Raw genomic sequence first — 25,846 nt, forward strand, 5'->3', positions numbered from 1 at the left:
CGTCCATGGACCTGTTTCGCAGTGAACCGGTTGCCCAGCCCCTGGCCGCGCGCATGCGCCCGGCCAGCCTGGACGAATACGTCGGCCAGCAGCACCTGCTGGCCCGTGGCAAGCCGCTGCGCGAGGCCCTGGAACAGGGCGCGCTGCATTCGATGATCTTCTGGGGCCCGCCCGGGGTCGGCAAGACCACCCTGGCGCGGCTGCTGGCGCAGTTCTGCGATGCGCACTTCGAGACGGTTTCGGCGGTACTGGCCGGGGTCAAGGAAATCCGCCAGGCGGTGGAAGTCGCCAAGCAGCAGGCGGCCCAGTACGGACGGCGGACCATCCTTTTCGTCGACGAAGTGCACCGCTTCAACAAATCCCAGCAGGATGCCTTCCTGCCCTATGTGGAAGACGGCACGCTGATCTTCATCGGTGCCACTACCGAGAACCCGTCCTTCGAGCTGAACAACGCGCTGCTCTCGCGAGCCCGGGTCTACGTACTCAAGAGCCTCGACGAAGAAGCCCTGCGCCGCCTGGTGCAGCGCGCACTCACCGAGGAGCGCGGCCTGGGCAAGCGTAACCTGAGCCTTTCCGACGAGGCTTTCAGCATGCTCCTGGCCGCTGCCGATGGCGATGGCCGGCGCATGCTCAATTTCCTCGAGAACGCCTCGGACCTGGCCGAAGACGGCGGCGAGATCGGTGCCGAGCTCCTGCAAAGCCTGCTCGGCGATACCCGTCGCCGTTTCGACAAGGGTGGCGAAGCCTTCTACGACCAGATTTCCGCGTTGCACAAATCCATCCGCGGCTCCAATCCCGACGCCGCGCTGTACTGGTTCGCGCGCATGCTCGACGGCGGTTGCGACCCGTTGTACCTGGCTCGCCGCGTGGTGCGCATGGCCAGCGAGGATATCGGCAATGCCGACCCGCGCGCCCTGAGCCTGTGCCTGTCGGCCTGGGACGTGCAGGAGCGCCTTGGCAGCCCCGAAGGTGAACTGGCGGTGGCCCAGGCCATCACCTACCTGGCCTGCGCGCCGAAGAGCAATGCCGTGTACATGGGCTTCAAGGCTGCGTTGCGCGAAGCTGCGGAACACGGTTCGCTGGAGGTCCCGCTGCACTTGCGCAACGCGCCGACCAAGCTGATGAAGCAGTTGGGCTACGGCGAGGAGTATCGCTACGCCCACGACGAGCCGGGCGCCTATGCCGCCGGTGAAGACTATTTCCCCGAAGACCTCGAGCCGCGCCAGTACTACCAGCCGGTGCCCCGCGGCCTGGAACTGAAGATCGGTGAAAAGCTCCGGCAACTGGCCGAGCTCGACCGCAACAGCCCCCGGCAACGGAGAAAACCGTGATCGCCCTTGTCGCCGCCGTCAGCGCCGGAGGGATCGCCGGTACCCTGTTGCGCTTTGCCACCGGCAATTGGGTCGCCGCCCACTGGCCTCGCCACTTTTATCTCGGTACGCTGGCCGTCAATCTGGTCGGCTGCCTGCTGATCGGCCTGCTCTACGGACTGTTCCTGCATCGGCCGTACGTGCCGGTCGAACTGCGTGGCGGCCTGATCGTCGGTTTCCTCGGCGGCCTGACCACGTTTTCATCCTTTTCACTGGATACCGTGCGCCTGCTCGAAAGCGGGCAGGCGCCGCTGGCTTTCGGTTATGCCGCAGCCAGCGTGCTGGGCGGCCTGCTCGCAACCTGGGCCGGCCTGGCGCTGACCCGAATCTGAACCAACACCACACATAACGAGAGAACGATATGCTCGATTCCAAACTGTTACGCGGCCAACTTCAGGAAGTGGCGGACCGCCTGGCCTCCCGTGGCTTCAGCCTGGATGTCGCGCGCATCGAATCCCTGGAAGAGCGCCGCAAGACGGTGCAGACCCGTACCGAGCAGTTGCAGGCCGAGCGCAACGCGCGCTCGAAGTCGATCGGCATGGCCAAGGCCAAGGGCGAGGACATCGCACCGCTGATGGCCGACGTCGAGCGCATGGCCAGCGAGCTGGCCGCCGGCAAGGTCGAACTGGACCAGATCCAGTCCGAGCTGGACCAGATCCTGCTGACCATTCCCAACCTGCCGGATGCCAGCGTTCCGCTCGGCGAGGATGAAGACGGCAACGTCGAAGTCCGTCGCTGGGGCACCCCGCGCCAGTTCGACTTCCAGATCCAGGACCACGTGGCCCTCGGCGAGCGTAACGGCTGGCTCGACTTCGAAACCGCCGCCAAGCTCTCCGGCGCGCGCTTCGCCCTGTTGCGCGGGCCGATTGCCCGCCTGCACCGCGCCCTGGCCCAGTTCATGATCAACCTGCACATCAACGAGCACGGTTACGAAGAGGCCTACACCCCGTACCTGGTCCAGGCCCCGGCGCTGCAAGGCACCGGCCAGTTGCCGAAGTTCGAGGAAGACCTGTTCAAGATCAGCCGCGAAGGCGAGGCCGATTTCTACCTGATCCCGACCGCCGAGGTGTCGCTGACCAACATCGTTGCCAACGAGATCGTCGACGCCAAGGACCTGCCGATCAAATTCGTCGCCCACACCCCGTGCTTCCGTAGCGAAGCCGGCGCGTCGGGCCGCGATACCCGCGGCATGATTCGCCAGCACCAGTTCGACAAGGTCGAGATGGTCCAGGTGGTCGAGCCGTCGAAATCCATGGAAGCCCTGGAAAGCCTCACCGCCAACGCCGAGCGCGTCCTGCAGGCGCTGGAACTGCCGTACCGCGTGCTGGCCCTGTGCACCGGCGACATGGGCTTCAGCGCCACCAAGACCTACGACCTGGAAGTCTGGGTGCCGAGCCAGGACAAGTACCGCGAGATCTCCTCGTGCTCCAACTGCGGCGACTTCCAGGCCCGCCGCATGCAGGCGCGCTGGCGCAACCCGGAAACCGGCAAGCCGGAACTGGTCCATACCCTCAACGGTTCGGGCCTGGCGGTAGGCCGGACCCTGGTCGCGGTGCTGGAGAACTACCAGCAGGCCGACGGCACCATCCGTGTACCGGAAGTCCTCAAGCCCTACATGGGCGGCATCGAGGTCATCGGCTAAATGGAATTCCTGCCGCTGTTCCACAATTTGCGCGGCAGCCAGGTCCTGGTGGTGGGTGGCGGCGAGATTGCCTTGCGCAAATCCCGCCTGCTGGCCGATGCCGGAGCACGGCTGCGCGTGGTCGCCCCGGCGATCGAAGGGCAACTGGCCGAGTTGGCCCGGCACAGTGGTGGCCAGCTTCTGGAGCGTGGCTATCAGGAACAGGACCTGGACGATTGCCAACTGGTCATCGCCGCCACCGATGACCAGGCGCTCAATGCCCAGGTTTCGGCAGATGCGCGCAAGCGCTGCGTGCCGGTCAATGTAGTGGATGCCCCCGCGCTGTGCTCGGTGATCTTCCCTGCCATCGTCGATCGTTCGCCGCTGGTGGTCGCGGTTTCCAGCGGCGGCGATGCCCCGGTGCTGGCGCGGTTGATTCGTGCCCGCCTGGAAACCTGGATCCCCGCCGCCTACGGCGAACTGGCCGGGCTGGCCGCGCGTTTCCGCGACCGGGTCAAGCAGTTGTACCCCGACGTCAACCAGCGTCGGGGTTTCTGGGAAGAGGTGTTCCAGGGCCCGATCGCCGAGCGCCAGCTGGCCGGGCAGGGCGCCGAAGCCGAGCGCCTGTTGCAGGCCAAGGTCGAGGGCAAGCCGGAGCAGACGGCGGGCGAGGTGTACCTGGTCGGTGCCGGTCCGGGTGATCCGGATCTGTTGACCTTCCGCGCCTTGCGCCTGATGCAGCAGGCTGACGTGGTGCTGTATGACCGTCTTGTCGCGCCCGCAATCATCGAAATGTGCCGGCGTGATGCCGAGCGCATTTATGTCGGCAAGCGCCGCGCTGATCATTCGGTACCCCAGGAACAGATCAACCAGCTGTTGGTGGACCTGGCTCGCCAGGGCAAGCGGGTGCTGCGGCTCAAGGGTGGAGACCCGTTCATCTTCGGGCGTGGCGGGGAAGAGATCGAGGAACTGGCGGAGCAGGGCATACCGTTCCAGGTGGTGCCCGGTATCACCGCGGCAAGCGGTTGCTCGGCCTACGCCGGAATCCCGCTGACCCACCGTGACTACGCGCAGTCGGTACGCTTCGTCACCGGTCACCTGAAGGATGGCACCAGCAACCTGCCGTGGAACGATCTGGTGGCGCCAGCGCAGACCCTGGTGTTCTACATGGGCTTGGTGGGTTTGCCGACCATCTGTTCCGAATTGATCCGCCATGGTCGCGCCGCCGACACCCCGGCAGCGCTGGTCCAGCAAGGCACTACCAAGAACCAGCGGGTGTTTACCGGCACCCTGGCCGACCTGCCGCAACTGGTGGCAGAGCATGAGGTTCATGCGCCGACCCTGGTGATCGTGGGTGAGGTGGTGCAACTGCGCGACAAGCTGGCCTGGTTCGAAGGCGCCCAGTAAAACCTTTCAGGTGGGCTCGGACCCTGTGGGAGCGGGTTCACCCGCGATTACGTTAGTGAATTCACTACTGTAATCGCGGGTGAACCCGCTCCCACATTGATTATGGTGGCCTTTAGAGCCCGGTTTTCTTCCAGATCCCCCGCCCAACCAGCCGTTCCCGATCATGCGCCTGGCCAAAGTCCTGCTTCGGCCCCTTGGGCACGATGCCGTTCGGGTTGATGGTCTTGTGACTGGCGTAATAGTGGTGCTGGATATGCTCCATATCCACTGTCTGCGCCACTCCCGGCCATTGGTACAGCTCGCGCAGCCAGTTGCTCAGGTTCGGGTAGTCGGCAATCCGCCGCAGGTTGCACTTGAAGTGCCCGTAGTACACCGCATCGAAGCGCACGATGGTGGTGAACAGGCGGATATCGGCTTCGGTCAGGTATTCCCCGGCCAGGTAACGCTGCCGATCCAGTAGCTGCTCCAAGGTATCCAGTTCGGCGAACAGCGCATCGAACGCCTCCTCATACGCCTTCTGCGACGTGGCGAAGCCCGCCCGGTAGACACCGTTGTTCACTGCCGGATAGATGCGCTCGTTCAAGGCATCGATCTTTGCCCGCAGCGGCTCCGGGTACAGGTCCAGGCGATTGCCGGTCAAGCCGTCGAAGGCGCTGTTGAAGATACGGATGATCTGCGACGACTCGTTGTTGACGATGCGCTGCTCCTGCCTGTCCCACAGCACCGGTACGGTGACGCGCCCGGTGTAGTGCGGGTCGTCGCGGGTGTAGCGCTGGTGCAGGTAGTCGAAGCCGTCGAGCTTGTCGCCGGTGGAGCCCAGGCCCTTGTCGAAGGTCCAGCCATGCTCGCCCATCAGCCAACTGACCACGGACACGTCGATCAGGCTCTCCAGGCCCTTGAGCTTGCGATAGATCAGGGTGCGGTGGGCCCAGGGGCAGGCCAGCGATACATACAGGTGATAGCGTCCGGCTTCGGCCGCTGGCAAGTCATTGCGGCGCTGCGCGTTTTCGCGCTCGAAAGCGCCGTCCTTGCTGCTTTGGTACCACTGGTCATGCCAGCGTCCGTCGATCAACAGGCCCATGGTGAAGGCTCCTTGGCAATTCGTTTTGAAATTGGAAGCCATTCTAAGGGCTCAAGTTCGAACGAATAGCGCAAAGATCCCGCCTGTTTGATCGATGGAGTCGATGGATTGTCTCAGGCCAGACGTGCAGCCCAGTATTCGCGGGCCTTGGCGAAGGCGTCGGCCTGGCTGTGCCCAAGGCCTCGCAGCGCCAGGGCCATGGTCGCGACTACCGCCATCTCGCCATAGCTGTCAGGGGACTCGCCGGACCAGACGCTCAACAGGTGCGAAGGCTCCAGGCTTGCCGGCTTCACATGCCGTTGCGCCGACATCTGCGGCCATTCCTCATCCCAGTCCGCACCCTCGGCGGTGCCGTAGAGATGGCTGGTCGCGTCCGGGTTGACCTCGATCTCGCCGCCATCGCCCTTGATCACGATGGCGCGATCGCCCAGCAAACGGCTGGCCTCGCGGTGCACCGCCTGGTAGCCGGGGTGGAAGATGCTCTGCAGGCCGCAGCGGGCGCCCAGCGGATTGAGCACCCGGGCCAGGGAGTGGATCGGCGAGCGCAGGCCGAGGGTGTTGCGCAGGTCGATCATCCGTTGCAGGCGCGGCGCCCAGTCCTGCAGCGGGAAGAAGGCCAGGTTGTGCCGGTCCAGCGCTGTCCTGACTTCGCCCCAGTTGCGGCACAAGGGGATGTCCAGCAGGCCCAGTACCTGCTCGGTATACAGGCGCCCGGCGGTGTGCGCGCCGCCGCCGTGCATCAGGATGCGCACGCCATTGCCCGCCAGGCAGCGCGTCGCCAGCAGGTACCAGGGCAGGTGGCGCTTCTTCCCGGCGTAGCTCGGCCAGTCGATGTCCACGGCGATCGCCGGGGCATCCAGGCGCGCACGCAAGGCCTCGGTAAAACCGGCCAGTTCCTCGGGGCTTTCTTCCTTGTGCCGCAGCAGCATCAGGAAGGCGCCAAGCTGGGTTTCTTCGACCTCGCCGTCGAGGAGCATGCCCATCGCCTCGCGGGCTTCCTCGCGGGTCAGGCCGCGGGCTCCGCGCTTGCCCTTGCCGAGGATGCGGACGAATTCGGCGAAAGGGTGTTCGGCCGGGGTTTCGGTAACGAGGGGACGTGGCTCGGTCATATGCAATTGGTCGGCTTGGGCAGGCCCGCCAGCTTGGCGGCAAGTTTGGCGGGAGTACCGTTGAACAGGCGGTTAAGGTGCAGGCTGTTGCCTTTGTCCGCGCCCAGCTTGAGCGCGGTGTACTTGATCAGCGGCCGGGTCGCCGGCGACAGCTCGAACTCCCGGTAGAACTGGCGCAGCAGCTCCAGCACTTCCCAGTGATCGGCACTCAGCTCGATGGACTCGCGCTCGGCCAGGGCCCGGGCGACATCCTCGGACCAGTCACCCAGTTCCACCAAGTAACCGTCCTTGTCGAGGGCGATATCACGGCCGTTGACATGCAGGATGCTCATAGCCAGCTGTTGACCTTGTCGTAGTTCAGGGACAGTTCGACGAATGCCGGATAATCCACGGCCGTGGCGACGGTGTCGGTGATGGCGCGGGCCTCGAGGTCTTCCGCAAGGGCATACAGGCGCGGGCCGAGCGTGGTCAGCCCGGCTACCGTTACGCTGCCGGGATTCAACGCGTACACCGCATCGCCACAGAGCAGCAGGCCGTCGTGCGGGCCGAGCAGGCGCAGGCAACTGGCCAGGCGGTTGTCGCCGAACGGCGAGCGGGAAATGACATGCAGGGTGCTCATCAGAGGGTTACCACCTGGTCGAAACGGTCGATCAAGGCCGCAAGGCCGGCGTCATCCAGCACCTGCACCGGCAGGCCCAGGCCATCGGGGTCCAGGCCGCGCTCGGCCAGGCTGGTGGCGGCAACGAACAGGTCCTCGACGCCGAACATCGGCAGGGCCTGAAGATTGGCTGCGAGGTTCTTCTGCTGCAGCAGCGCCGGTTGCTGGTTGGGCGCGAGCTGGAACACGCCGTCATCGAGGAACAGCATGCCCAGGGGAAGATCGAAGGCGCCGCCGGCCAGCGCGATATCCAGCGCTTCGCGCGCGGACGGGCCGCTCCACGGCGCCTGGCGGCTGATGATCAGCAGGGACTTGGCCATTTCAATCGCCTCCGAAGCAGACCAGGCGGTCCGCGCTTTGTGCGGCTTCATGCAACTGGCCGAGGCCGGACAGTTCCCACGGTACCGGCAGGTTGGCAGCCGGGCGCTGATAGCGATTGGCTTCCTCGTCGTTCAGCACACCGCGGCGCAGGGCGGCGGCGATGCACACCACCGCATCGAGCTGGTGGGCCGTGACGAACTCGCGCCAGTGCGCCGGCACGTCGTTTTCATCCTGGGGCGTGACCACGTTGGCCGAGGCGCTGTGCACACCGTCCTGGTAGAAGAACAGGCGCACGATCTCATGACCGCCGGCAAGAGCCGCCTGGGCGAACAGCAAGGCGCGGCGCGAGGAGGGCGCGTGGCCGGGGGAAAAAACCGCGATGACGAACTTCATGGCAGGCCCTGTGGGAAAAACACCCGGCATGATAAAGCAAAAAGCCCGCAGCAGGCTGCGGGCTTGTCCGATGCACGACCCGGATCAGGCCTCGCGCCTGGCCTCGGGCAGGAACCAGTTCAGCACCAGGGCACAGATGCCACCGGTGGCCACGCCCGATTCCAGCACGTTGCGCAGGGCCGAAGGCATATGGGCGAGGAACTCCGGCACCTGGGCCACGCCCAGGCCGAGGGCCAGGGACACAGCGATGATCAGCAGGGCCCGGCGGTCCAGGCTGATGCTGGCAAGGATGTTGATCCCGGAAGCGGCGACGGCGCCGAACATGACCATGGCCGCGCCGCCCAGCACCGGCTCGGGCACGGCCTGGATCACCCCGGCCACCGCCGGGAACAGGCCCAGCACGACCAGCATCAGGGCGATCCATACGCCAATATGGCGGCTGGCGATGCCGGTCAGCTGAATCACCCCATTGTTCTGCGCGAAGATCGAGCTGGGGAAGGTGTTGAACACCCCGGCCAGCAGCGAGTTGGCCCCGTTGACCAGTACCCCGCCCTTGATCCGCTGCATCCACAGCGGGCCTTCCACCGGCTGGCGCGACACCTTGCTGGTGGCGGTGACGTCGCCGATGGCCTCCAGCGAGGTGACCAGGTAGATCACCAGCATCGGAATGAACAACGACCAGGAGAAGCCCAGCCCGAAATGCAGCGGTACCGGCACCTGGAACAGCGCCGCTTCATGCATGCCGGTGAAATCCAGGCGGCCCAGGTACCCGGCCAGGGCATAGCCCACGGCGAGGGCAATGACGATGGCGCAACTGCGCATCCACACCAGCGGGATGCGGTTGAGCACCACGATGATCGCCAGCACCACGCCGGACAGCAGCAGGTTCTCGCCGTTGGCGAAGGTGCCGTTGCCCATGGCGGCGAAACCGCCGCCCATGCTGATCAGGCCGACCTTGATCAGGGTCAGGCCGATCATCAGCACGACGATGCCGGTCACCAGCGGGGTAATCAGGCGCTTGACGAACGGCAGGATGCGCGAAATGCCCATTTCCACGAACGATCCGGCGATGACCACGCCAAAGATCGCCGCCATCACCGCCTCCACCGGCGTACCCTGCTTGACCATCAGCGCACCGCCGGCGATCAGCGGGCCGACGAAGTTGAAGCTGGTGCCCTGGACGATCAGCAGCCCGGCGCCGAACGGCCCGAAGCGGCGGCACTGGACGAAGGTGGCGATGCCGGAGATTACCAGGGACATCGACACGATCAGGTTGGTATCGCGGGCGGAAACGCCCAGGGCCTGGCAGATCAGCAGGCCCGGGGTCACGATCGGCACGATGATCGCCAGCAAATGCTGGAGCGCGGCCAGCAGGCCGATCACCAGGCGCGGCCGGTCTTCCAGGCCGAGGACCAGTTCATTGGCCTGTGCCGGGCCTTGTTCGATTGAGCTCATGGAAAGGATGCCCCGGAAAAAAAGGAGCGCATTCTACGGGGGCACGAAGGTTTGCGGTAGCCTGTCTTAGGGGCGATTCGCGGAACTTGTGGGAGCGGGTTCACCCGCGATTGCGATGGTGAATTCACTACTGTAATCGCGGGTGAACCCGCTCCCACAAGGCCCGCGGTGCTGTTGCACTATTTATGCCCTCGACAAGCCGCCTCCAGCACCCGCGGCCCCGGCCCTTCCAACCCGAGCCTGTCCTCCGGGTTGCGCAACGGACAATCCTCCAGCGACAGGCAGCCACAGCCAATGCAGTCATCCAGGCTGTCGCGCAATGCTTCCAGCGTCCGTATCCGCGCATTCAGGTCTTCGCGCCAGGCCGTGGACATTTCCCCCCACTGCGCCGCCGTCAGCTTGCTGTTCGGCGGATAGCGGCCAAAGGCATTCTTGATCTCCTCCAACGGAATCCCGGTGCGCTGGGCCACCTTGATCACCGCGATGGTCCGCAGCACCAGCGCCGGAAAACGCCGTTGGTTGCCGGCATTGCGGGTACTGGCGATCAGCCCCTTGGCCTCGTAGAAGTGCAAGGTCGACACCGGCACCCCGGCGCGGCGCGCCACTTCGCCGACGCTGAGCAGGCGCGTCCCGTCCACCGCGTTTTTCCCCGCCATACCTGTTGACCTCAAGTAAAGTTGAGGTTTTATAGTCCGGCCCCGTCGTTCCTGCAAGTGCAGGAATCATCATCGATCAGCGGGGCGGAGCATGGGCAAAAGGCTGCTGTTGGGGGGAGGGGCGCTGGCGCTGGGTGTGCTGGTGTTGGTAGTGGGCATGCCACGGACACCGCCGGCGCAGGCCAGCGGTGCATGGCCGACAACCAAGGTGGCGTTGGCCAGGGTTACGTCGATGCCGGCGCCACGGCAGCGTTTCGCGGTGGGCGAGCTGGAAGCCGTGGATCAGGTGCGGCTGGCCGCCGAGAGCGCCGGCCGGGTGACGCGCATTGCCTTCGACTCGGGCCAGACGGTCAAGGCCGGGCAGTTGCTGGTCCAGCTCAATGATGCCCCGGAGCAAGCTGAGCGCCTGCGCCTGCGGGCACAGTTGCGCAATGCCGAATCATTGCTGGAGAGGACGCGCAAGCTGCGTGCCTCCAGTGTCACCACCCAGGAGCAACTGGACAACGCCAGCGCCGCTGCCGACATGGCCAGGGGCGAGTTGCAACAGGTTGAAGCGCGGATTGCGCAGAAAGCTATCGTCGCGCCATTCGCCGGCAAGCTCGGGATCCGCCGGGTGCATCAGGGCCAGTACCTCAATGCGGGCGACGCGGTTGCCAACCTGGTCGAGCCAAACCGGCTGCGGGTGAATTTCTCCCTGAACGAACAGGCGGTCGCCGAACTGAGTACCGGACAGGCCGTGCAACTGGGCATCGATGCCCTGGCGGACCGGAGCTTCCCGGCGCGGATCAGCGCCATCGACCCCATGATCAGTTCCACGCGCCTGGTCCAGGTGCAGGCCACCCTGGTCAACCCGGACAGCCAGCTGCAACCCGGCATGTACGCCCGGGTGCGTGTGGACGCCCAACAGCCGGCCAGTGTCTTGTCGCTGCCGGAAACCGCCGTCACCTACACCGCCTACGGCCAGACCGTGTTCGTCGTGCGGCAGGTCGAGGGCGGCCTGCAGGTTGCGCGGGTCGGCGTGACCACCGGCGAACGCTGGCAGGGCCGGGTGGAAATCACCTCTGGCCTGGCCGAAGGCGAGCAGGTGGTGGTTTCCGGCCAGCTCAAGCTCAGCGATGGCATGGCGGTGGAACCCGTGGCCGGCAACAGCCTGGATGAAGGAGGCCGGCCGTGAGATTCACCGACCTGTTCGTCCGCCGTCCGGTGCTGGCCTTGGTGGTCAGTGCGCTGATCACCCTGATGGGCCTGTTCGCCCTCGGCAAGTTGCCGATCCGCCAATACCCGCTGCTGGAAAGCTCGACCATCACCATCACCACCGAGTACCCCGGCGCATCTGCCGAGTTGATGCAGGGCTTCGTCACCCAGCCGATCACTCAGGCGGTGTCCTCGGTGGAGGGCATCGACTACCTGGCGTCCTCGTCGGTGCAGGGTCGCAGCACCATCACCCTGCGCATGACCCTCAACCGCGATCCGACCCAGGCCCTGACCCAAGCCATGGCCAAGGTCAACCAGGTGCGCTATCGCCTGCCGGAAAAGGCCTACGATCCGGTGGTCGAGCTGTCGGCGGGGGACTCCACCGCGGTGGCCTATGTCGGGTTCTCCAGCGAGACCCTGTCGATCCCCGAATTGAGCGATTACCTGTCGCGGGTGGTCGAGCCACAGTTCTCGGGGATCGACGGCGTGGTCAAGGTGCAGACCTTCGGCGGCCAGAACCTGGCCATGCGCCTGTGGCTGGACAGCGAGCGCATGGCCGGGCGCGGGGTCACCGCCAGCGACGTGGCCGAGGCGGTGCGGCGCAACAACTACCAGGCCACCCCGGGCCAGGTGCGCGGGCAATATGTGCTGGCGGATATCCGCGTCGACACCGACCTGACCAGCGTCGAGGCCTTTCGCGACCTGATCGTGCGCAACGACGGCCGCGACCTCGTGCGCCTGCGTGACATCGGCAGCGTCGAGCTGAGCGCGGCCATGACCCAGACCAGCGCCACCATGGACGGCAAGCCCGCGGTGCACCTGGGCCTGTTCCCCACGCCCTCGGGCAACCCGCTTGTAATCGTCGACGGCATCCGCAAGCTCCTGCCACAGATCCAGCAGACCCTGCCGCCAGGGGTGAAGGTGGCGTTGGCCTACGAGACTGCACGCTTTATCGATGCGTCGATCAAGGAAGTGCTGCACACCTTGCTCGAAGCGATGCTGATCGTGGTCGCGGTGATCTGGCTGTGCCTGGGTTCGCTGCGCAGCGTGGCGATACCGGTGCTGGCGATTCCCCTGTCGATGCTCGGCGCCGCCGCATTGATGCTGTTTTTCGGCTTCAGTCTCAACCTGCTCACCCTGCTGGCGATGGTCCTGGCCATCGGCCTGGTGGTGGACGATGCCATCGTGGTGGTGGAGAACGTCCATCGTCATATAGAAGAAGGGCAGACGCCGGTGGCTGCGGCGCTGGCGGGCGCCCGGGAGATCGCCGGGCCGGTGGTGGCCATGACCCTGACCCTGGCGGCGGTGTACGCGCCCATCGGTTTGATGGGCGGTCTCACCGGCACGCTGTTTCGTGAATTTGCCCTGACGTTGGCCGGTGCAGTGATCATCTCCGGAATCGTTGCCCTGACCTTGTCGCCGGTGATGAGCTCGTTGCTGCTCAAGCCCGGCCAGCAGGAGGGACCGATGGCCCGACTGGCGGAGAAGGTGTTCGGGGGCCTGGCCGGAGGGTATGGCCGTTTGCTGGAGCAATCGCTGGCGCGACGCTGGATCAGCGGCGGAATCGCCGTGCTGGTCTGCCTGAGCCTGCCCTGGCTGTACCTGCAGGCGCAGCGCGAGCTGGCGCCGCCGGAGGACCAGGCGGCGGTACTGGCCGCGATCAAGGCGCCACAATATGCCAGCCTGGAATACGCCGAGCATTTCAATGCCAGGCTGGACCGGGTGATGAAGGCCATCCCGGAAACCACTGATACCTGGATCATCAATGGCACCGACGGCCCGGCCAGCAGTTTCGGCGGCATCAACCTGAGTGCCTGGGGTGACCGCCAGCGTTCGGCGGCGCAGGTCCAGGCCGAACTGCAACAGGCCGTGGGCGAGGTCGAAGGCAGCAGTATCTTCGCCTTCCAGGTGGCCTCGCTGCCGGGTTCCAGTGGTGGCCTGCCGGTGCAGATGGTGCTGCGCAGCGCCCAGGACTACCCGCTGCTGTACCAGACCATGGAAGGGCTCAAGCAGCGCGCGCGGGAAAGCGGCCTGTTCGTCGTGGTGGACAGCGACCTGGACTACAACAACCCGCTGGTCAGCCTGAATGTCGACCGGGCCAAGGCCGCCAGCCTCGGCATCGGCATGCAGGCCATCGGCGATTCGCTGGCGGTGCTGGTGGGCGAGCAGTACATCAATCGCTTCGCCCTGTACGGCCGCTCCTACGACGTGATCCCGCAGAGCATCCAGGACCAGCGCCTGACCCCGCAGGCCCTGGCCCGCCAGTATGTGCGGGCGGATGACGGGCAATTGCTGCCGCTGTCCAGCGTGGTGCACATGGACATCGGCGTGGCGCCGAACCGCCTGCTGCAATTCGATCAGCAGAATGCCAGCACCTTGCAGGCGATTCCCGCGCCGGGTGTTTCCCAAGGCCAGGCGGTGGCCTTCCTCGAACAACTGGCCAGCGAGCTGCCGCCAGGCTTCAGCCATGACTGGCAATCGGAGTCGCGGCAATACGTGCAGGAAGGACTGGCGCTGATGTGGGCCTTCCTCGCCGCGTTGGTGGTGATCTACCTGGTGCTCGCCGCCCAGTACGAAAGCCTGGTGGACCCGCTGATCATCCTGGTCACCGTGCCGCTGTCGATTTGCGGTGCGCTGCTGCCGCTGGCGATGGGCTGGGCGACCCTGAACATCTACACGCAGATTGGCCTGGTGACCCTGATCGGCCTGATCAGCAAGCACGGGATCCTGATGGTGGCGTTCGCCAACGAGATCCAGGTGCGCGACAACCTGGGCCGTGGCGAGGCGATCATCCGCGCCGCGCAGGTCCGCCTGCGCCCGGTGCTGATGACCACGGCGGCGATGACCTTCGGCGTGGTACCGCTGTTGTTCGCCAGCGGGGCCGGGGCCAACAGCCGTTTCGGCCTGGGGGTGGTAATCGTCTGCGGCATGCTGGTGGGCACGCTGTTCACCCTGTTTGTGCTGCCGACCCTTTATTCATGGCTGGCCCGGGATCACCGGGTCGAAAGTGCACGCAAGCAACAGCTGGCCGATGCCCAACGCGTGCTGGGGAGCTGAGGAATGTCCATGAAGTCTTTTGGTGTGTTGGCTGGGGCGTTGATCCTGGGTGCTTGTAGTGTCGGGCCGCAGTACCGGCAGCCGGATGTGGCGCCGATCGCCTTGGTCAGTCCGCAGGCCGGGGAGTTCGCTGCGACCGGGGCGCAGTCGCAGGCGAACTGGTGGGGCTTTTTCGACGACCCGCAACTGTCGCGCCTGATCGAGCGGGCCCTGGTACAGAACAACGATGTGCGCCAGGCCCACGCCAATCTGCTGCTGGCCCGCGCCGGACTCGACGAGCAGGACCTCAAGCGCTATCCGCAGGTCACCAGCGAGGCCGGTTACCTGCGCAGTCTTGAACAGCGCGCGGTGGACGGCGCGGCGCCCCAGCGCAGCCTGGCCGAGTCGTGGCGGGCGGGGCTGGATCTGCAATGGGAACTGGACCTGTTCGGCCGCCTCGATCACCTCAGTCGTGCCGCGCAAGCGCGGGTCGAGGCGTCCCGGGCAGACCTCGAGCAGGTGCAGTTGAGCATCGCCGCGGAGGTGGCGCGAGCCTGGTTCCAGGCCCAGGGACAACGACGGCAACTGGTGCTGGCCCATGACGAGGTGCGTAGCTGGGGCGAGACGGTGCGCATGGTCGAGGCGCAGCTGGCGGCGGGCAGCGGTCTGCCCGAAGACCGGGAAAGTGCGCGGAGCAACCTGCTGCGGGCCGAGGCATCGATCGCACCCTTGAGCAGTGCTTTGCAGCGCAGCCTGTACCGGCTGGACGTGTTATGCGGACAGCGTCCTGGCCGTCTTGCGCTGGCGTTGGGTGCGGCGCCACCGCTGCCTTTGGCCCGGCAACTGCCGCTGGGCGATGTCGACCGGCTGATCCGCAAGCGCCCGGATGTGGTGCGCGCCGAGCGCTTGCTGGCGGCTCGGGTCGAGGACGTCGGCGCGGCGACGGCGGATCTTTATCCGCGCTTGAACCTGGGAGGCTTTATCGGCTTCTTCGCCTTGCGCGACGGCGATCTCGGCAGTGCCTCGCGGGCCTTCGAACTGGCCCCCGGGCTGACCTGGCCGGCGCTGGACCTGGGCAGTGTGCGGGCCCGCCTCAGGGCGGCGCAGGCGCGCTCGGAGGGCGAGGGCGCGCGCTTCGAGCAGGTGCTGCTGGTGGCGGTGGAAGAAGTGGAGGGCGCCGTGGTCGAACTGACCGAGCAGCAGCGGCATCTGCAGGAGCTGGTGAAGTCGGCCGTGCATGACGAGGCGGCGTTCGCCATCGCCAGCCGGCGTTATGACGCCGGCGGCGGGAGCTATCAGGCGGTGCTGGAGAGTCAGCGCGAGCTGTTGCGCACAAGGCAGGCGATTGCGGGGGCGGAAACGGCGTCTTATCTGAATGCGGTGGGGTTGTACAAGGCGTTGGCCTGGCGGGCCTCATCGCCGGCAACGCCGGCTCCCACAGAGATGGCGTCGAACACTGGTCCTGTGGCAGGTGAATAACCTTGTGGGAGCCGGCGTTGCCGGCGATGGGGCCCGAAAGAACAACAAAAAACCAAGCGGGTTCCCCGATGCCTCTGGCAAACTCCTGTTACACAAGGCAGCCAAGAGCCCCCTGATGATCGATATCCATAACGTCACCGCTTTCCAGCAGCATACCCGAGTCCTGGAAGGTTTCTCCCTGCATATCGGCGAAGGCGAGAAGGTCGCCATCCTCGGCCCCAACGGCGCCGGCAAGAGCACCCTGCTCAAGCTGATCACCCGCGAGCTGTACCCGGTGGAGCGCGAGGGCAGCCACCTGCGCCTGTTCGGCAGCGACACCGTCAATCTCTGGGCCCTGCGCAGCCGCATCGGTTTCGTCTCCCAGGACCTGCAGGACGACTACACCCCCTACACCCAGGCGCTGGACGTGGTGGTCTCCGGCTTCTTCGGTTCCATCGGCGCCCACGGCCATCTGCAGCCCAGCGCCGAGCAACTGGAGAACGCCCGCCAATTGCTGGCCGTGGTAGAGATGTCCGGCCATGAACAGACCATGTTCCAGCGCCTGTCCACCGGCCAGCGTCGCCGCCTGCTGCTGGCCCGTGCCCTGGTCCACCAGCCGAGTGCACTGATCCTCGACGAGCCGGCCAACGGCCTGGACATGGGCGCCAGCCTGGGCATGCTCAAGCTGATGCGGCGCTTCTGCGGTGCCGAGCACGCGATGATCATCACCACCCACCATATCGACGAGATCATTCCGGAGATCGAGCGGGTGGTCCTGCTGGACAAGGGCCGCATCGTCGCCGACGGGCCCAAGGCCGACGTGCTCACCAGCGAACGCCTGTCCGCCCTTTACCAGACCGACCTGCGCCTGACCGAGCAGGATGGCTGGTACCGTTGCTGGCACGGTTGACGGTATCTAGGGGTGTGCCGATGCATGCAGCGCCAGGCCCTGGCCGCCGGCGTATTGGGGTTTAAGGTGCCCCTGATCGTCCAGTAGCCACGCATCCATGATTTCCCGCACCACCGGCCCGGCCACCCGGCCGCCGGCCTCGCCGTTCTCGATCATCACCGCCACTACCACGCTGGGATGATCGGCAGGCGCGAAACCGACGAACAGGGCGTTGTCGCGGTGCCGCTCCAGAGTCTTGTTGCGGTTGTAGCGTTCGCCCTGCTTGATCGCCACCACCTGGGCCGTGCCGCTCTTGCCGGCGATGCGGTATTGCGCTCCGGCGGCGGCGGCGCGGGCGATGCCGCGGGGGTCGTGCATGACCATCTGCATGCCCTGGTTGACCTGGTCCCAGGCATGGCTGTCGTGCAGCACGATGTCCGGCATGGGATTGGGGTCGACCGGCGCCGTGTCGCCGACTTCGAGCGCCAGGTGCGGCCGGTGCCACTTGCCCTTGCTGGCCAGCAGGCTGGTGGCCTGGGCCAGCTGTAGCGGCGTGACCTGCATATAGCCCTGGCCGATGCCAAGGATCAGCGTTTCCCCCGGGAACCAGGCCTGGCGGCGAGTGGCGCGTTTCCATTGCTGCGAGGGCATCAGGCCCGGTGCTTCCTCGAACATGTCCAGCGAGACCTTCTCGCCGAGGCCGAAGCGGGCCATGTAGTCGTGCAGGCGATCGATGCCGAGCTTGTGCGCCAGGTCGTAGAAGTAGGTGTCGTTGGAACGCATGATCGCCGTGTACATGTCCACCCAGCCATCGCCGCTGCGGTTCCAGTTGCGGTACTTGTGGTCGTAGTTGGGCAGCTCGTAATAGCCCGGGTCGAACACGCGGCTGCCCGGGGTGGTCACGCCGCTGTCGAGGCCGGCGATGGCGACCTCCGGCTTGACCGTCGATCCGGGTGCATACAGCCCGCGCAGCACGCGGTTGAACAGTGGCCGGTCGATGGAGTCGCGCAGGGCAGCGTACTGCTTGAAGCTGATGCCCTTGACGAACAGGTTGGGGTCGAAGCTCGGGTTGCTGACCATCGCCAGCACGTCGCCGTTGCCGGGGTCGAGTACTACCACCGCGCCCCGGCGGTCGCCCAGGGCGTGCTCGGCGGCCAGCTGCAAATGCGCGTCGAGGCTGAGGGTGATGTTCTTTCCGGGGACCGGGTCCTTATGGTTGAGCACCCGCATCACCCGGCCCTGAGCGTTGGTCTCGACTTCTTCATAGCCAACCTGGCCATGCAGCTCGTTCTCGTAGAAGCGCTCGATCCCGGTCTTGCCGATCGATTGCGTACCGCGGTACTGGGTGCTGTCGAGGACCTTGGCTTCCTTCTCGTTGATCCGTCCGACATAGCCCACGGAGTGCGCGAAATGCTCGGCCAGGGGATATTCGCGGATGAACTGCGGCTCCACCTCAAGCCCCGGCAGGCGAAACTGGTTTACCGCGATAAGGGCGATCTGCTCTTCAGTCAGGCCGACCATCAGGGTGACCGGCTCGAAAGGCTTGCGGCCGCGGCGCAGGTCCTTGTCGAACTGGCGGCGGTCGTCTTCGCCGAGGTTCAGGACCTGCGCCAGGGTGTCCAGGGTCTTCGCCGAATCGCCGGCGCGCTCGCGGGTCATGGTCAGGTCGAAGCTGGGCTTGTTGTCGGCCAGGACCACGCCGTTGCGGTCATAGATCAGCCCGCGCTCGGGCGGGATGGGCAGGATATGGACGCGGTTGTTCTCCGACACGGCGGTCTGCTGGTCGTGCTGAAGCACCTGCAGGACATAGAGGCGGCCCACGAGTACGGCGACCAGGGCCAGGACCAGGATGGCGCAGGCTACCAGCCGGCGGTTGACCAGATGCTGTTCCTTTTCGTGGTCCTTGAGGGGGATCGGTTGTGGCATGGGCGTGTATCGGGCAGCGGGCCGGCGATGCTACGCGTTGCCAGGACGTCCAGGGGTGAATATGAACACTTGTTCATGTGGATTCATGAAGAGGGGTGTTGTCTGATCTGGCCTTATCGCCGGCCAGCTCCCTGTGGGAGCTGGCTTGCCAGCGATAAGGCCATCAGCAATAACCCAGGTTGGTTGTTCAGAGCAGCGAAAGCGGATAACTCACGATCACCCGATGCTCATCGAACTCATTGCTGCTGAAGTCCCGCCGCAAGGTCGAGCTGCGCCACCTCAGCGTCAGGTCGCGCAGCGCACCGCTCTGGACGGTGTAGGCCAGCTCCGTCTCGCGCCCCCACTCCTTGCCATCCTTCACGCTACCGACCTGCACCTGATCCCCACTGATATAGCGCGTCATGAACTGCAGCCCCGGCAATCCATCAACCGCGAAATCATGGTCATAGCGCACCTGCCAGGAGCGCTCATGGGCATTGTCATAGCTGGAGTTGTAGCTGTCGTTGGCCAGGCTGGTGCCCGCCGTGCCATTGACCCGCATCCAGCCGGTGTCGCCACTGACCTTTTGCAGGCCCAGGTAGAAGGTGTGCCCGCCCGTGCGCGCCGAGAGCAGCAGCGAGGCGGTGCGGTTGTCCATGTCGCCGGCCAGCGAGCGGCCGCTGTCCTTGCCGGTGAAGTAGCCCAGGTTGGCGCCCAGGGTCCAGGTGCCCATGGTCTGGCGATGGGTCAGGTTGTAGTACTGCTGCTGGTAGATGTCGCGCAGGTCCGAATGCCAAACACCGATCAGGGTCGCCTTGTCGTTGAACAGGTATTCGGCACCGACGATATCCAGGCGATCCGAGGTGGCGCCGGGGCGGCCGGACATGAACATGTCGTCCATGCTCGCGTCGTTGCGCGGGCTGTTGCCACGGAAACGCGCGCCATAGAGGGTCAGGTCGGTTATTTCCCGGGAGGTGACCTGGGCGCCCTGGAAGGTCTGGGGCAGCGAGCGGCCGTCGTCCGAGCGCAGCACCGGAAGCATCGGCGACCACTCGCCGACCTTCAGTTCGGTCGCTGAAATCCGTGCTTTCCCGGCAACCGCGAGACGCCCGAAATCATCCGCCGGACGACCGTCGTCATGCACCGGCAGCAGTTGCGTGTTGGCCGTGCCGCGACCACCGTCCAGCTTGACCGAATACAGCCCCAGCACATCCAGGCCGAAGCCTACCGTGCCCTCGGTGAACCCCGAGCGGGCATCGAGGATGAAGCTCTGGGTCCATTCCTCGGCCTTGCCTTGCGGGTACGCCGGATCGACGAAGTTGCGATTGATATAGAAGTTGCGCAGTGTCAGGCCTGCCTTGGCGTCTTCGACGAAACCGGCGGCCTGGGCAGTGCCGGCGCCGAACAGCAGGCAGGCGCAGGCCGCCGGGAGACGGCGTGGGAAGCAAAGGATATTCATTGTTGTTGTTCCTTTCTTGCGGGCGAGTAAAACCACGCAGCCGCCCGGAGGCTGCGTGGCAGAAGGTGGAAGGTCAGGCGAACAGGGCGATGATGGCCGGCACGCTGAGCACGGCGGTGTAGTACCCCATGAACTGCACGCCGATGTTGAAGCCGATGAAACGCTGCAGGAAGCCCCCCAGCAGGCCGATGGTAAGGATCACCAGCAGGCCCAGCAGGCCACCTTCCCACAGGCCGATGACCAGGATCAGGCCGACGAAGGTGGCGATTACCGCCTCGTGGCTGATGCGCCGCGACACGAACGAAGCCGCGCGGTGGGCGAAGTTCATCGAGAACGGGTAGGCGATCAGGATAGCGATCACCACCGCGAGCATGCCGAAGGCAAGGAACTCACCGGCGCTGAGCAGGTTGTGCAGGTTGTTCACCTGGCCGGTGGCGCTGTCCACGGTAAAGCGCGGCGGGGCGTTGAACAGCGGCGCGGCCGGGCCGGCGGCCACCGGGCTCAGGGGCAGGCCGAAGGCGATCAGCGGGATCAGCGCCTCGGCGATATAGGTGGACTCGGTCACCCCGTTGCGCACGCTGATCACCGAGGTCAGGCGGTGGTAGGCGTGCTTGATTCGCGCACCGACCACTTCACCAAGGATCACCGTCATCGCCACCGGGCTGAATACGAAGGTGGCGCTGGACACCGTGGCGGTGGCCAGGGTCCAGCCGGACTGGCGGCGGTCGAGGACCTTCAGCGGGTTGGGGAACCAGCCGCCCCAGCTTTTCACGTCCGGCGACAGGGAGAAAGTCCGCGGTTCGCTGCGCTTCATCCGCGCCCGTTCGGCCGGGGCAAGCATGGCGAACAAGGCGGCGATCAGCGGGCCGATGGCGATGCCGAGGAAGTAGCTGACGCTGAGCTTGACCCCATGCTGGCCGGTGAAGGTCTGCAGGGCGATGATCACCAGCACGAAGGGCAGCAGTGCCAGGACCGAGGCCCAGCGGCCGGCCGAGAACCAGGCGATGGTCGTCGCGGCGGCGAGGAACACCCAGGGCGCCGCCTGCTTGATCCCGTCGCCAAACGGTGCCAGCAGCACGGCGAACAGCACTGCCAGCGGCACGGCCACCAGTGCGGCGATCACCGCCCCGGAGATCATCTTGCGCAGGGCGATATGTGGCACGCCGAGGTTGCGCAGGAAGTTCGCCTCGCGCATCAGCGGTGTGGCCATGGTGTCGCCGGGGATACCGAGCAGGGCAGTGGGCACGGCGTGAGTCATGTGCTTGGCCACGGCGCCGGCGAGGAAGAAGGTGAAGACTCCGGCGGCAGGAACGCCGAGCAGTACCACCAGCAGGGTCAGCGGGGCCAGGGTGGTGGTCTCGTCGCTACCGGAGATCAGGCCGATGGCGGAAAACACCACGGCACCGATCACGCCCATCAGGGCGGCCATCAGGATCTGGTCGAACAGGGCTTCCATCAGGCGGTACCTCCCTTCAGGGCTGCAGGGGCGGTGACGGTGCGGGTCGGGCTGGCCGGTTCGGCTTCATCGAACAACTGCTCCAGGCCCAGCTCGCGCAGCTCGGCGCGGACTTCCGGCGGCAGCTCGGAGAGTTGGCCGATACCGCCGTATTCGCTGCGCAGCTCTTCGATCACCTGCTGGCGCCACGCCGGGTCGGCGACGTGTTCCACCACATGGCGCTTGGGCTTGAACAGGCAGGCGCTAACGCCACCGCCCAGCAGCGAGCCGAGGATGCCGAGGAGCATGGCGTAGGCGCGGGCCATCTGGGCGGACTCGACCCAGCCGGTCAGCAGGTGCTCGGCGAGGAAGAAGATGCCCAGGCTGCACGCGGCGCCGATGGCGATGGAAGCGACCAGGTGGCGGCTGTCCACGGTGTCGCCCCAGACTTCGTAGAGGTTGTCGTCAGCCATGGTCCACCTCCGTGGGGCGGGGGTGCAGGCGGCATTCAAGTGTCATCGGAATTCTCCTGCCCTTGCGGGCTTGTTGTTTTTGTTCGGGAGCCAGGATCGGGTTCAGCGGTGTTCTGCGCTCCTTGCCGCCAGGGCCCTGCCTGCGCGGGAGCGGTTGGCGATGCCCAGCTCCGCGCTGATCCAGGTGCCGACCCGGGCCACTGCGTCCAGGTCCACGCCGGTCTCGAAACCCATGCCATGCAGCAGGTAGAGCACGTCCTCGGTCGCCACGTTGCCGCTGGCGCCAGGTGAGTAGGGGCAGCCGCCGAGGCCGGCGACCGAGCTGTCGAAGGTGCGTACTCCCTGCGACAGCGCGGCGTGGACATTGGCGATGGCCATGCCCCAGGTGTCATGGAAATGCCCGGCCAGGGCTTCGACCGGCAGCTCGCGGGCGCAGTGCTCGATCAGGCGGGCGGTCTCGTCCGGGCGTCCTGCGCCGATGGTGTCGCCCAGGCTGATCTCGTAGCAGCCCAGTGCATGCAGGCGGCGCGCTACCGCTGCTACGGCGTCTGGCGCCACTGCACCGCTGAACGGGCAGCCGAGCACGCAGGATACATAGCCGCGCACCCGGACACCCGCAGCTTTGGCAGCTTGCAGCACCGGGGTGAAGCGCTCGAAGCTCTCATCGATGGAGCAATTGATGTTGTTGCGCGAAAACGCCTCGGAGGCGGCGGCGAACACCGCCACCTCCCGGCAACCGGCGCGCAGCGCGGCGTCCAAACCCTGGCCGTTGGGCACCAGGGCCGAATAGTTGACCCCGTCGTCCTCCGGCAGACGCTGGAACAGCGCCTCGCTGTCGGCCATCTGCGGTACCCAGCGCGGCGACACGAAGGCGCCGCCCTCGATATGCCGCAGGCCGGTGGCTGCTAGCTTGCCGATCAGGGCCAGGCGGGTGTCCACCGACAGATGCCGTGGCTCGTTCTGCAAACCGTCCCGCGGGCCTACCTCGAAGATCCTGACCTGCATGGTCATTCGCCGCGCTTCTGTTTCAGCAGCTCGACGGCGCGGTCGGCGCGCACGTCGTGGTCCTGCACCAGTTGCCGGGCGACCCAGTCCACCTCGTCGCCACGGGCGCCAGCCACTACGGCGATGTTGCGCGCGTGCAGGGCCATATGGCCGCGCTGGATGCCTTCGGTGGCGAGGGCGCGCATGGCCCCGAGGTTCTGCGCCAGGCCTACGGCCACGGCGATTTCCGCGAGGTCCTGGGCGGTCTTGACGCCGAGGATGCGCAGCGACAGTTGTGCCAGCGGATGGGTCTTGGTCGCGCCGCCGACCAGGCCAACCGGCATCGGCATTTCCAGGGTGCCGACCAGATGGCCGTTGCCGTCCTTTTCCCAGGTGGTCAGCGAACCGTAGTGGCCGCTGCGGCAGGCGTAGGCGTGGGCACCCGCTTCGACGGCGCGCCAGTCGTTGCCGGTGGCGACGATCAGCGGGTCGATGCCGTTCATGATGCCTTTGTTATGGGTCGCGGCGCGGTAGGGATCGACGGCGGCGAAGGAGTAGGCATCGAGAATGCCCTCGATCACCGCTTCGCCGCTGAACTCAGCGGACTTCAGTTGCTCCGGGGTGATCCGCACCTGGGCCCGGGCCAGGCGCAGGTCGGCCAGGTTGGAGAGGATGCGCAGGCGCACCTTGCCGCCGGTGATCTCCTCCATCAGCGGCGCCACGGCCTCGGCCATGGTGTTGACCGTGTTGGCGCCCATGGCGTCGCGCACATCGACGATCAGGTGGGCCACCAGCATCGGGCCGCGCGGGGTGTCGGCGAAGGTGTGCACCTCGATATCGCGGCAGCCGCCGCCGAGGCGGTTGAGCAACTGGTCCTTGCGGTTGGCCAGCTCGATGATCTCGTCCTTGCGCCGCAGCAGGCTCAGGCGCGCATTGAGCGGATCGGCGACGCCGACGATCTGTACCTGGGCGCGCATCAGCGGTGCGCTGCTGGAGGTCACGAAACCGCCGTTGGCCCGGGCCAGCTTGGCCATGTAGGAGGCGGCGGCAACGATCGAAGGCTCTTCCACCACCAGCGGCACCAGCACATCGCGGCCATTGACCTGGAAGTTGCTGGCCACGGAGAAGGGCAGTTCGAACTTGCCGATGACGTTTTCGATCATGCCGTTGGCGATCTCCATCGGCAGGGCACCGGCGTCGGCCAGCAGGGCGACGTCATCGCCGCCCAGGCCGAGCAGGCGGCCGATATGGTCGAGGCGGGCAGCGGGGGATAGATTACGGAAATCGGGCAGGCGGGAGTCGAGGCTCATGGGGGCTCCTGTGGAGTCATTGTTGTTGGGGCGACGGCTTGAGCGCGGCGCCGGCGTGGTGCTAAATGTGCAGCCACTGTGCCCTTGGATAAAGGTACAGTTTTGCCCAACAGTACCCAGACTGTACCCATGACAGCCCAGGAGCGTGCCGATGGTCCGTGTCACCCTTGCCCAGCAGGTCGCCGATTCGGTGGAGCAGCAGATCCGTGCCGGGGTGCTCAAGGCCGGTGACCGCCTGCCATCGCTGCGCGAATACATGCGCCTGCACGGGCACTCGAAGAACACCGTGATCACCGCCTACGAGATCCTTGCCTCCAAGGGCCTGGTGGAGGCGCGGCACGGGCAGGGCTTCTTCGTCGGCGTGTTGGTGCAGGCTGCCGAGGCGGACGAAACGCCGCCCTATACCCGGGCCATGGACACCATCTGGATGATGCGCCAGCAGTTCGTGCGCGAGCCGGGGGTGGCGCCGCTGGGCGAGGGTTTTGCGCCGGTGGCCTGGCTGCAGGACATGCGCCTGGACAAATTCACCCGCCAGGTGATGCGCAGCGGGGCCGGCAACCTGTTCCGCTACGGCAATCGCCTGGGCAACCCGGCGTTGCGCCAGAGCCTGGTGCGCAAGCTGGCCAGCTACGCGATCAGCGCTACGCCGCGGCAGATCGTCACCACCCATGGTGCCAACCATGCGCTGGACCTGATCATCCGCCGCTTCGTGGTGCCGGGGGATGCGGTACTGGTGGAGAACCCCGGTTACTACCCGTTGTTCGGCAAGTTACAGATGCAGGGCGCGCGGATGCTCAGTGTCCCGCGCCTGCCCGACGGGCCGGACATGGATGCCCTTGAAGCGCTGTTGCAGCGGGAGCGGCCGCGGTTGTTCTTCGTCCAGTCGGTCTGTCACAACCCCACCGGCTCGGATATCTCGCCGGCCAAGGCCCATCGCTTGCTGCAACTGGCCGAGCGGCACGACCTGTTGCTGGTGGAGGATGATGCCCTGGCCGACTTCAAGCCCAGCTCCGCGCTCAAGGTCGCGGCGCTGGACCAACTGCGCCGTTCGCTGTACATCGGCAGTTTCTCCAAGTCGGTCTCGGCGGCGTTGCGGGTGGGGTATATCGCTGGCAGCAAGGACATCATCGATGAGCTGGCGGATCTGCAGATGATGCTGCACACCAGTTGCTCGGAGCTGTGCGAACGTACGGCGGACGTGATTCTTGGCGAAGGGCATTTTCTGCGGCACCTGATGCGTTTGCAGGACCGGGTGCGCGAGGCTACCGAGGGCGGTTTGCAGGTGCTGGATGAACTGGGGGCGCAGGTGTTCTGCCGGCCGCAGCAGAGCCTGTACCTATGGGCGCGATTTCCGGGGATCGAGGATTCGGCGCAACTGACCCGGGAGGTGCAGGGCAGGGGCGTGATGCTGGCGCCAGGTGCGATCTTCCAGATGGATCAGAAGGGGGTTACGCCGTGGACGCGGTTGAATGTGGCGTATTTACGGGAGGCGGTGTTTGCGGAGTGCATTCGGGGGTGGAAGGAGCAGGTCTGAAGTACGGCACGGACCTTGTGGGAGCTGGCTTGTCGGACCGCCGAACCGCAGCGATTGCAGTAGTGAATTCACAACCGCAATTTCGCAAATCCAGGATC

At 65.9% G+C, this 25,846-nt stretch carries 23 protein-coding genes; 9 read left to right on the plus strand and 14 right to left on the minus strand.

Going from position 1 to position 25,846, the window contains the following annotated elements; translation table 11 throughout:
• The first annotated feature begins 5 nt into the window (after nucleotides 1-5).
• Genes ACKLLE_RS05305 through cysG form a run of 4 tightly spaced genes read left to right on the plus strand, consistent with a single transcriptional unit; the run spans nucleotide 6 to nucleotide 4,398 of the window.
• Nucleotides 6-1,331: a replication-associated recombination protein A gene (locus ACKLLE_RS05305; RefSeq protein WP_009397605.1), complete on the plus strand. Its 1,326-nt coding sequence runs from the start codon at nucleotides 6-8 to the stop codon at nucleotides 1,329-1,331.
• Nucleotides 1,328-1,702 (plus strand): fluoride efflux transporter CrcB, encoded by a 375-nt coding sequence (crcB, locus tag ACKLLE_RS05310; RefSeq protein ID WP_009397604.1) that lies wholly within the window; start codon nucleotides 1,328-1,330, stop codon nucleotides 1,700-1,702. Before ACKLLE_RS05305 ends, crcB begins: the two co-directional genes overlap by 4 nt.
• Before the next feature lie 29 nt (nucleotides 1,703-1,731).
• Nucleotides 1,732-3,012, plus strand: coding sequence for a serine--tRNA ligase (gene serS, locus ACKLLE_RS05315; protein ID WP_009397603.1), 1,281 nt, complete (start codon nucleotides 1,732-1,734; stop codon nucleotides 3,010-3,012).
• Nucleotides 3,013-4,398 (plus strand): siroheme synthase CysG, encoded by a 1,386-nt coding sequence (cysG, locus tag ACKLLE_RS05320; protein WP_009397602.1) that lies wholly within the window; start codon nucleotides 3,013-3,015, stop codon nucleotides 4,396-4,398.
• Between the two features lie 112 nt (nucleotides 4,399-4,510).
• On the opposite strand, the gene ACKLLE_RS05325 is transcribed toward cysG, so the two are convergent.
• The 8 genes from ACKLLE_RS05325 to soxR form a co-directional block, all read right to left on the minus strand.
• A complete protein-coding gene (locus ACKLLE_RS05325) occupies nucleotides 4,511-5,479 on the minus strand; it encodes a glutathione S-transferase family protein (protein ID WP_420057082.1) in 969 nt (322 codons plus the stop codon).
• Between the two features lie 113 nt (nucleotides 5,480-5,592).
• The gene (locus ACKLLE_RS05330) at nucleotides 5,593-6,588 is read right to left on the minus strand and encodes a glycosyl transferase family protein (RefSeq protein WP_420057083.1); all 996 of its coding nucleotides are present in this window, start codon (nucleotides 6,586-6,588) and stop codon (nucleotides 5,593-5,595) included.
• The gene (locus ACKLLE_RS05335; protein ID WP_420057084.1) at nucleotides 6,585-6,920 is read right to left on the minus strand and encodes a TusE/DsrC/DsvC family sulfur relay protein; all 336 of its coding nucleotides are present in this window, start codon (nucleotides 6,918-6,920) and stop codon (nucleotides 6,585-6,587) included. The genes ACKLLE_RS05330 and ACKLLE_RS05335 overlap by 4 nt, the downstream gene beginning before the upstream one ends.
• Nucleotides 6,917-7,207, minus strand: coding sequence for a sulfurtransferase complex subunit TusB (tusB, locus tag ACKLLE_RS05340; protein WP_279897299.1), 291 nt, complete (start codon nucleotides 7,205-7,207; stop codon nucleotides 6,917-6,919). Before tusB ends, ACKLLE_RS05335 begins: the two co-directional genes overlap by 4 nt.
• On the minus strand, nucleotides 7,207-7,566 hold the full coding sequence (tusC, locus tag ACKLLE_RS05345) for a sulfurtransferase complex subunit TusC (protein WP_420057085.1): 360 nt from the start codon (nucleotides 7,564-7,566) through the stop codon (nucleotides 7,207-7,209). Before tusC ends, tusB begins: the two co-directional genes overlap by 1 nt.
• A 1-nt stretch (nucleotide 7,567) precedes the next feature.
• Nucleotides 7,568-7,960 carry a sulfurtransferase complex subunit TusD gene (gene tusD, locus ACKLLE_RS05350; RefSeq protein ID WP_009397593.1) on the minus strand — a complete coding sequence of 131 codons (393 nt, stop codon included), beginning with the start codon at nucleotides 7,958-7,960 and terminating at the stop codon, nucleotides 7,568-7,570.
• A gap of 84 nt (nucleotides 7,961-8,044) precedes the next feature.
• Nucleotides 8,045-9,415 carry a nucleobase:cation symporter-2 family protein gene (locus tag ACKLLE_RS05355; protein ID WP_064303276.1) on the minus strand — a complete coding sequence of 457 codons (1,371 nt, stop codon included), beginning with the start codon at nucleotides 9,413-9,415 and terminating at the stop codon, nucleotides 8,045-8,047.
• A gap of 179 nt (nucleotides 9,416-9,594) precedes the next feature.
• On the minus strand, nucleotides 9,595-10,071 hold the full coding sequence (gene soxR, locus ACKLLE_RS05360) for a redox-sensitive transcriptional activator SoxR (RefSeq protein ID WP_420057086.1): 477 nt from the start codon (nucleotides 10,069-10,071) through the stop codon (nucleotides 9,595-9,597).
• Nucleotides 10,072-10,162: 91 nt separating this feature from the next.
• Here soxR and ACKLLE_RS05365 point away from each other — a divergent pair, with 91 nt between their 5' ends.
• The 4 genes from ACKLLE_RS05365 (at nucleotide 10,163) to ACKLLE_RS05380 (ending at nucleotide 16,669) form a co-directional block, all read left to right on the plus strand.
• The gene (locus tag ACKLLE_RS05365) at nucleotides 10,163-11,245 is read left to right on the plus strand and encodes an efflux RND transporter periplasmic adaptor subunit (protein WP_420057087.1); all 1,083 of its coding nucleotides are present in this window, start codon (nucleotides 10,163-10,165) and stop codon (nucleotides 11,243-11,245) included.
• Entirely contained in the window at nucleotides 11,242-14,322 is a 3,081-nt protein-coding gene (locus ACKLLE_RS05370) for a MexW/MexI family multidrug efflux RND transporter permease subunit (protein ID WP_420057088.1), read from the plus strand. The genes ACKLLE_RS05365 and ACKLLE_RS05370 overlap by 4 nt, the downstream gene beginning before the upstream one ends.
• Nucleotides 14,323-14,331: 9 nt before the next feature.
• A complete protein-coding gene (locus ACKLLE_RS05375; protein ID WP_420057089.1) occupies nucleotides 14,332-15,780 on the plus strand; it encodes an efflux transporter outer membrane subunit in 1,449 nt (482 codons plus the stop codon).
• Nucleotides 15,781-15,895: 115 nt separating this feature from the next.
• Nucleotides 15,896-16,669: an ABC transporter ATP-binding protein gene (locus tag ACKLLE_RS05380; protein ID WP_420057090.1), complete on the plus strand. Its 774-nt coding sequence runs from the start codon at nucleotides 15,896-15,898 to the stop codon at nucleotides 16,667-16,669.
• Nucleotides 16,670-16,675: 6 nt separating this feature from the next.
• Here the strand turns inward: ACKLLE_RS05380 and mrdA are convergent, their stop codons facing one another.
• From mrdA to ACKLLE_RS05410, 6 genes are all read right to left on the minus strand, one after another.
• On the minus strand, nucleotides 16,676-18,574 hold the full coding sequence (gene mrdA / locus ACKLLE_RS05385) for a penicillin-binding protein 2 (protein ID WP_064303282.1): 1,899 nt from the start codon (nucleotides 18,572-18,574) through the stop codon (nucleotides 16,676-16,678).
• 187 nt (nucleotides 18,575-18,761) lie between these two features.
• The gene (locus ACKLLE_RS05390; protein ID WP_420057091.1) at nucleotides 18,762-20,012 is read right to left on the minus strand and encodes an OprD family porin; all 1,251 of its coding nucleotides are present in this window, start codon (nucleotides 20,010-20,012) and stop codon (nucleotides 18,762-18,764) included.
• A gap of 73 nt (nucleotides 20,013-20,085) precedes the next feature.
• Entirely contained in the window at nucleotides 20,086-21,468 is a 1,383-nt protein-coding gene (locus ACKLLE_RS05395) for a tripartite tricarboxylate transporter permease (protein ID WP_009397576.1), read from the minus strand.
• Entirely contained in the window at nucleotides 21,468-21,920 is a 453-nt protein-coding gene (locus ACKLLE_RS05400) for a hypothetical protein (protein ID WP_420057092.1), read from the minus strand. The genes ACKLLE_RS05395 and ACKLLE_RS05400 overlap by 1 nt, the downstream gene beginning before the upstream one ends.
• Nucleotides 21,921-22,022: 102 nt before the next feature.
• Nucleotides 22,023-22,931 carry a hydroxymethylglutaryl-CoA lyase gene (locus ACKLLE_RS05405; RefSeq protein ID WP_009397572.1) on the minus strand — a complete coding sequence of 303 codons (909 nt, stop codon included), beginning with the start codon at nucleotides 22,929-22,931 and terminating at the stop codon, nucleotides 22,023-22,025.
• Nucleotides 22,928-24,214, minus strand: a complete 1,287-nt coding sequence (locus ACKLLE_RS05410; protein WP_420057093.1) for a hydroxymethylglutaryl-CoA reductase, degradative — start codon at nucleotides 24,212-24,214, stop codon at nucleotides 22,928-22,930. Before ACKLLE_RS05410 ends, ACKLLE_RS05405 begins: the two co-directional genes overlap by 4 nt.
• Before the next feature lie 151 nt (nucleotides 24,215-24,365).
• Between ACKLLE_RS05410 and ACKLLE_RS05415 the strand changes: the two genes are divergently transcribed.
• Complete coding sequence (locus ACKLLE_RS05415) at nucleotides 24,366-25,748, plus strand: aminotransferase-like domain-containing protein (RefSeq protein WP_420057094.1); 1,383 nt, start codon at nucleotides 24,366-24,368, stop codon at nucleotides 25,746-25,748.
• The last annotated feature ends 98 nt before the right edge of the window (nucleotides 25,749-25,846 follow it).

Origin of the sequence: Pseudomonas bharatica (genome assembly GCF_048586865.1) — a bacterium.
In the GTDB taxonomy this organism is placed as follows: domain Bacteria; phylum Pseudomonadota; class Gammaproteobacteria; order Pseudomonadales; family Pseudomonadaceae; genus Aquipseudomonas; species Aquipseudomonas bharatica.

Coding starts and splice junctions, on each gene's coding strand:
- tusC (WP_420057085.1), bottom strand. CDS start 7,566: ATGGCCAAGTCCCTGCTGATCATCAGCCGCCAGGCGCCGTGGAGCGGC.
- ACKLLE_RS05410 (WP_420057093.1), bottom strand. CDS start 24,214: ATGAGCCTCGACTCCCGCCTGCCCGATTTCCGTAATCTATCCCCCGCT.
- ACKLLE_RS05335 (WP_420057084.1), bottom strand. CDS start 6,920: ATGAGCATCCTGCATGTCAACGGCCGTGATATCGCCCTCGACAAGGAC.
- cysG (WP_009397602.1), top strand. CDS start 3,013: ATGGAATTCCTGCCGCTGTTCCACAATTTGCGCGGCAGCCAGGTCCTG.
- ACKLLE_RS05405 (WP_009397572.1), bottom strand. CDS start 22,931: ATGACCATGCAGGTCAGGATCTTCGAGGTAGGCCCGCGGGACGGTTTG.
- soxR (WP_420057086.1), bottom strand. CDS start 10,071: ATGGCGGGGAAAAACGCGGTGGACGGGACGCGCCTGCTCAGCGTCGGC.
- ACKLLE_RS05400 (WP_420057092.1), bottom strand. CDS start 21,920: ATGGCTGACGACAACCTCTACGAAGTCTGGGGCGACACCGTGGACAGC.
- serS (WP_009397603.1), top strand. CDS start 1,732: ATGCTCGATTCCAAACTGTTACGCGGCCAACTTCAGGAAGTGGCGGAC.
- ACKLLE_RS05380 (WP_420057090.1), top strand. CDS start 15,896: ATGATCGATATCCATAACGTCACCGCTTTCCAGCAGCATACCCGAGTC.
- mrdA (WP_064303282.1), bottom strand. CDS start 18,574: ATGCCACAACCGATCCCCCTCAAGGACCACGAAAAGGAACAGCATCTG.
- ACKLLE_RS05355 (WP_064303276.1), bottom strand. CDS start 9,415: ATGAGCTCAATCGAACAAGGCCCGGCACAGGCCAATGAACTGGTCCTC.
- ACKLLE_RS05375 (WP_420057089.1), top strand. CDS start 14,332: ATGAAGTCTTTTGGTGTGTTGGCTGGGGCGTTGATCCTGGGTGCTTGT.
- ACKLLE_RS05325 (WP_420057082.1), bottom strand. CDS start 5,479: ATGGGCCTGTTGATCGACGGACGCTGGCATGACCAGTGGTACCAAAGC.
- tusD (WP_009397593.1), bottom strand. CDS start 7,960: ATGAAGTTCGTCATCGCGGTTTTTTCCCCCGGCCACGCGCCCTCCTCG.
- ACKLLE_RS05330 (WP_420057083.1), bottom strand. CDS start 6,588: ATGACCGAGCCACGTCCCCTCGTTACCGAAACCCCGGCCGAACACCCT.
- tusB (WP_279897299.1), bottom strand. CDS start 7,207: ATGAGCACCCTGCATGTCATTTCCCGCTCGCCGTTCGGCGACAACCGC.
- ACKLLE_RS05365 (WP_420057087.1), top strand. CDS start 10,163: ATGGGCAAAAGGCTGCTGTTGGGGGGAGGGGCGCTGGCGCTGGGTGTG.
- ACKLLE_RS05305 (WP_009397605.1), top strand. CDS start 6: ATGGACCTGTTTCGCAGTGAACCGGTTGCCCAGCCCCTGGCCGCGCGC.
- ACKLLE_RS05390 (WP_420057091.1), bottom strand. CDS start 20,012: ATGAATATCCTTTGCTTCCCACGCCGTCTCCCGGCGGCCTGCGCCTGC.
- ACKLLE_RS05395 (WP_009397576.1), bottom strand. CDS start 21,468: ATGGAAGCCCTGTTCGACCAGATCCTGATGGCCGCCCTGATGGGCGTG.
- ACKLLE_RS05415 (WP_420057094.1), top strand. CDS start 24,366: ATGGTCCGTGTCACCCTTGCCCAGCAGGTCGCCGATTCGGTGGAGCAG.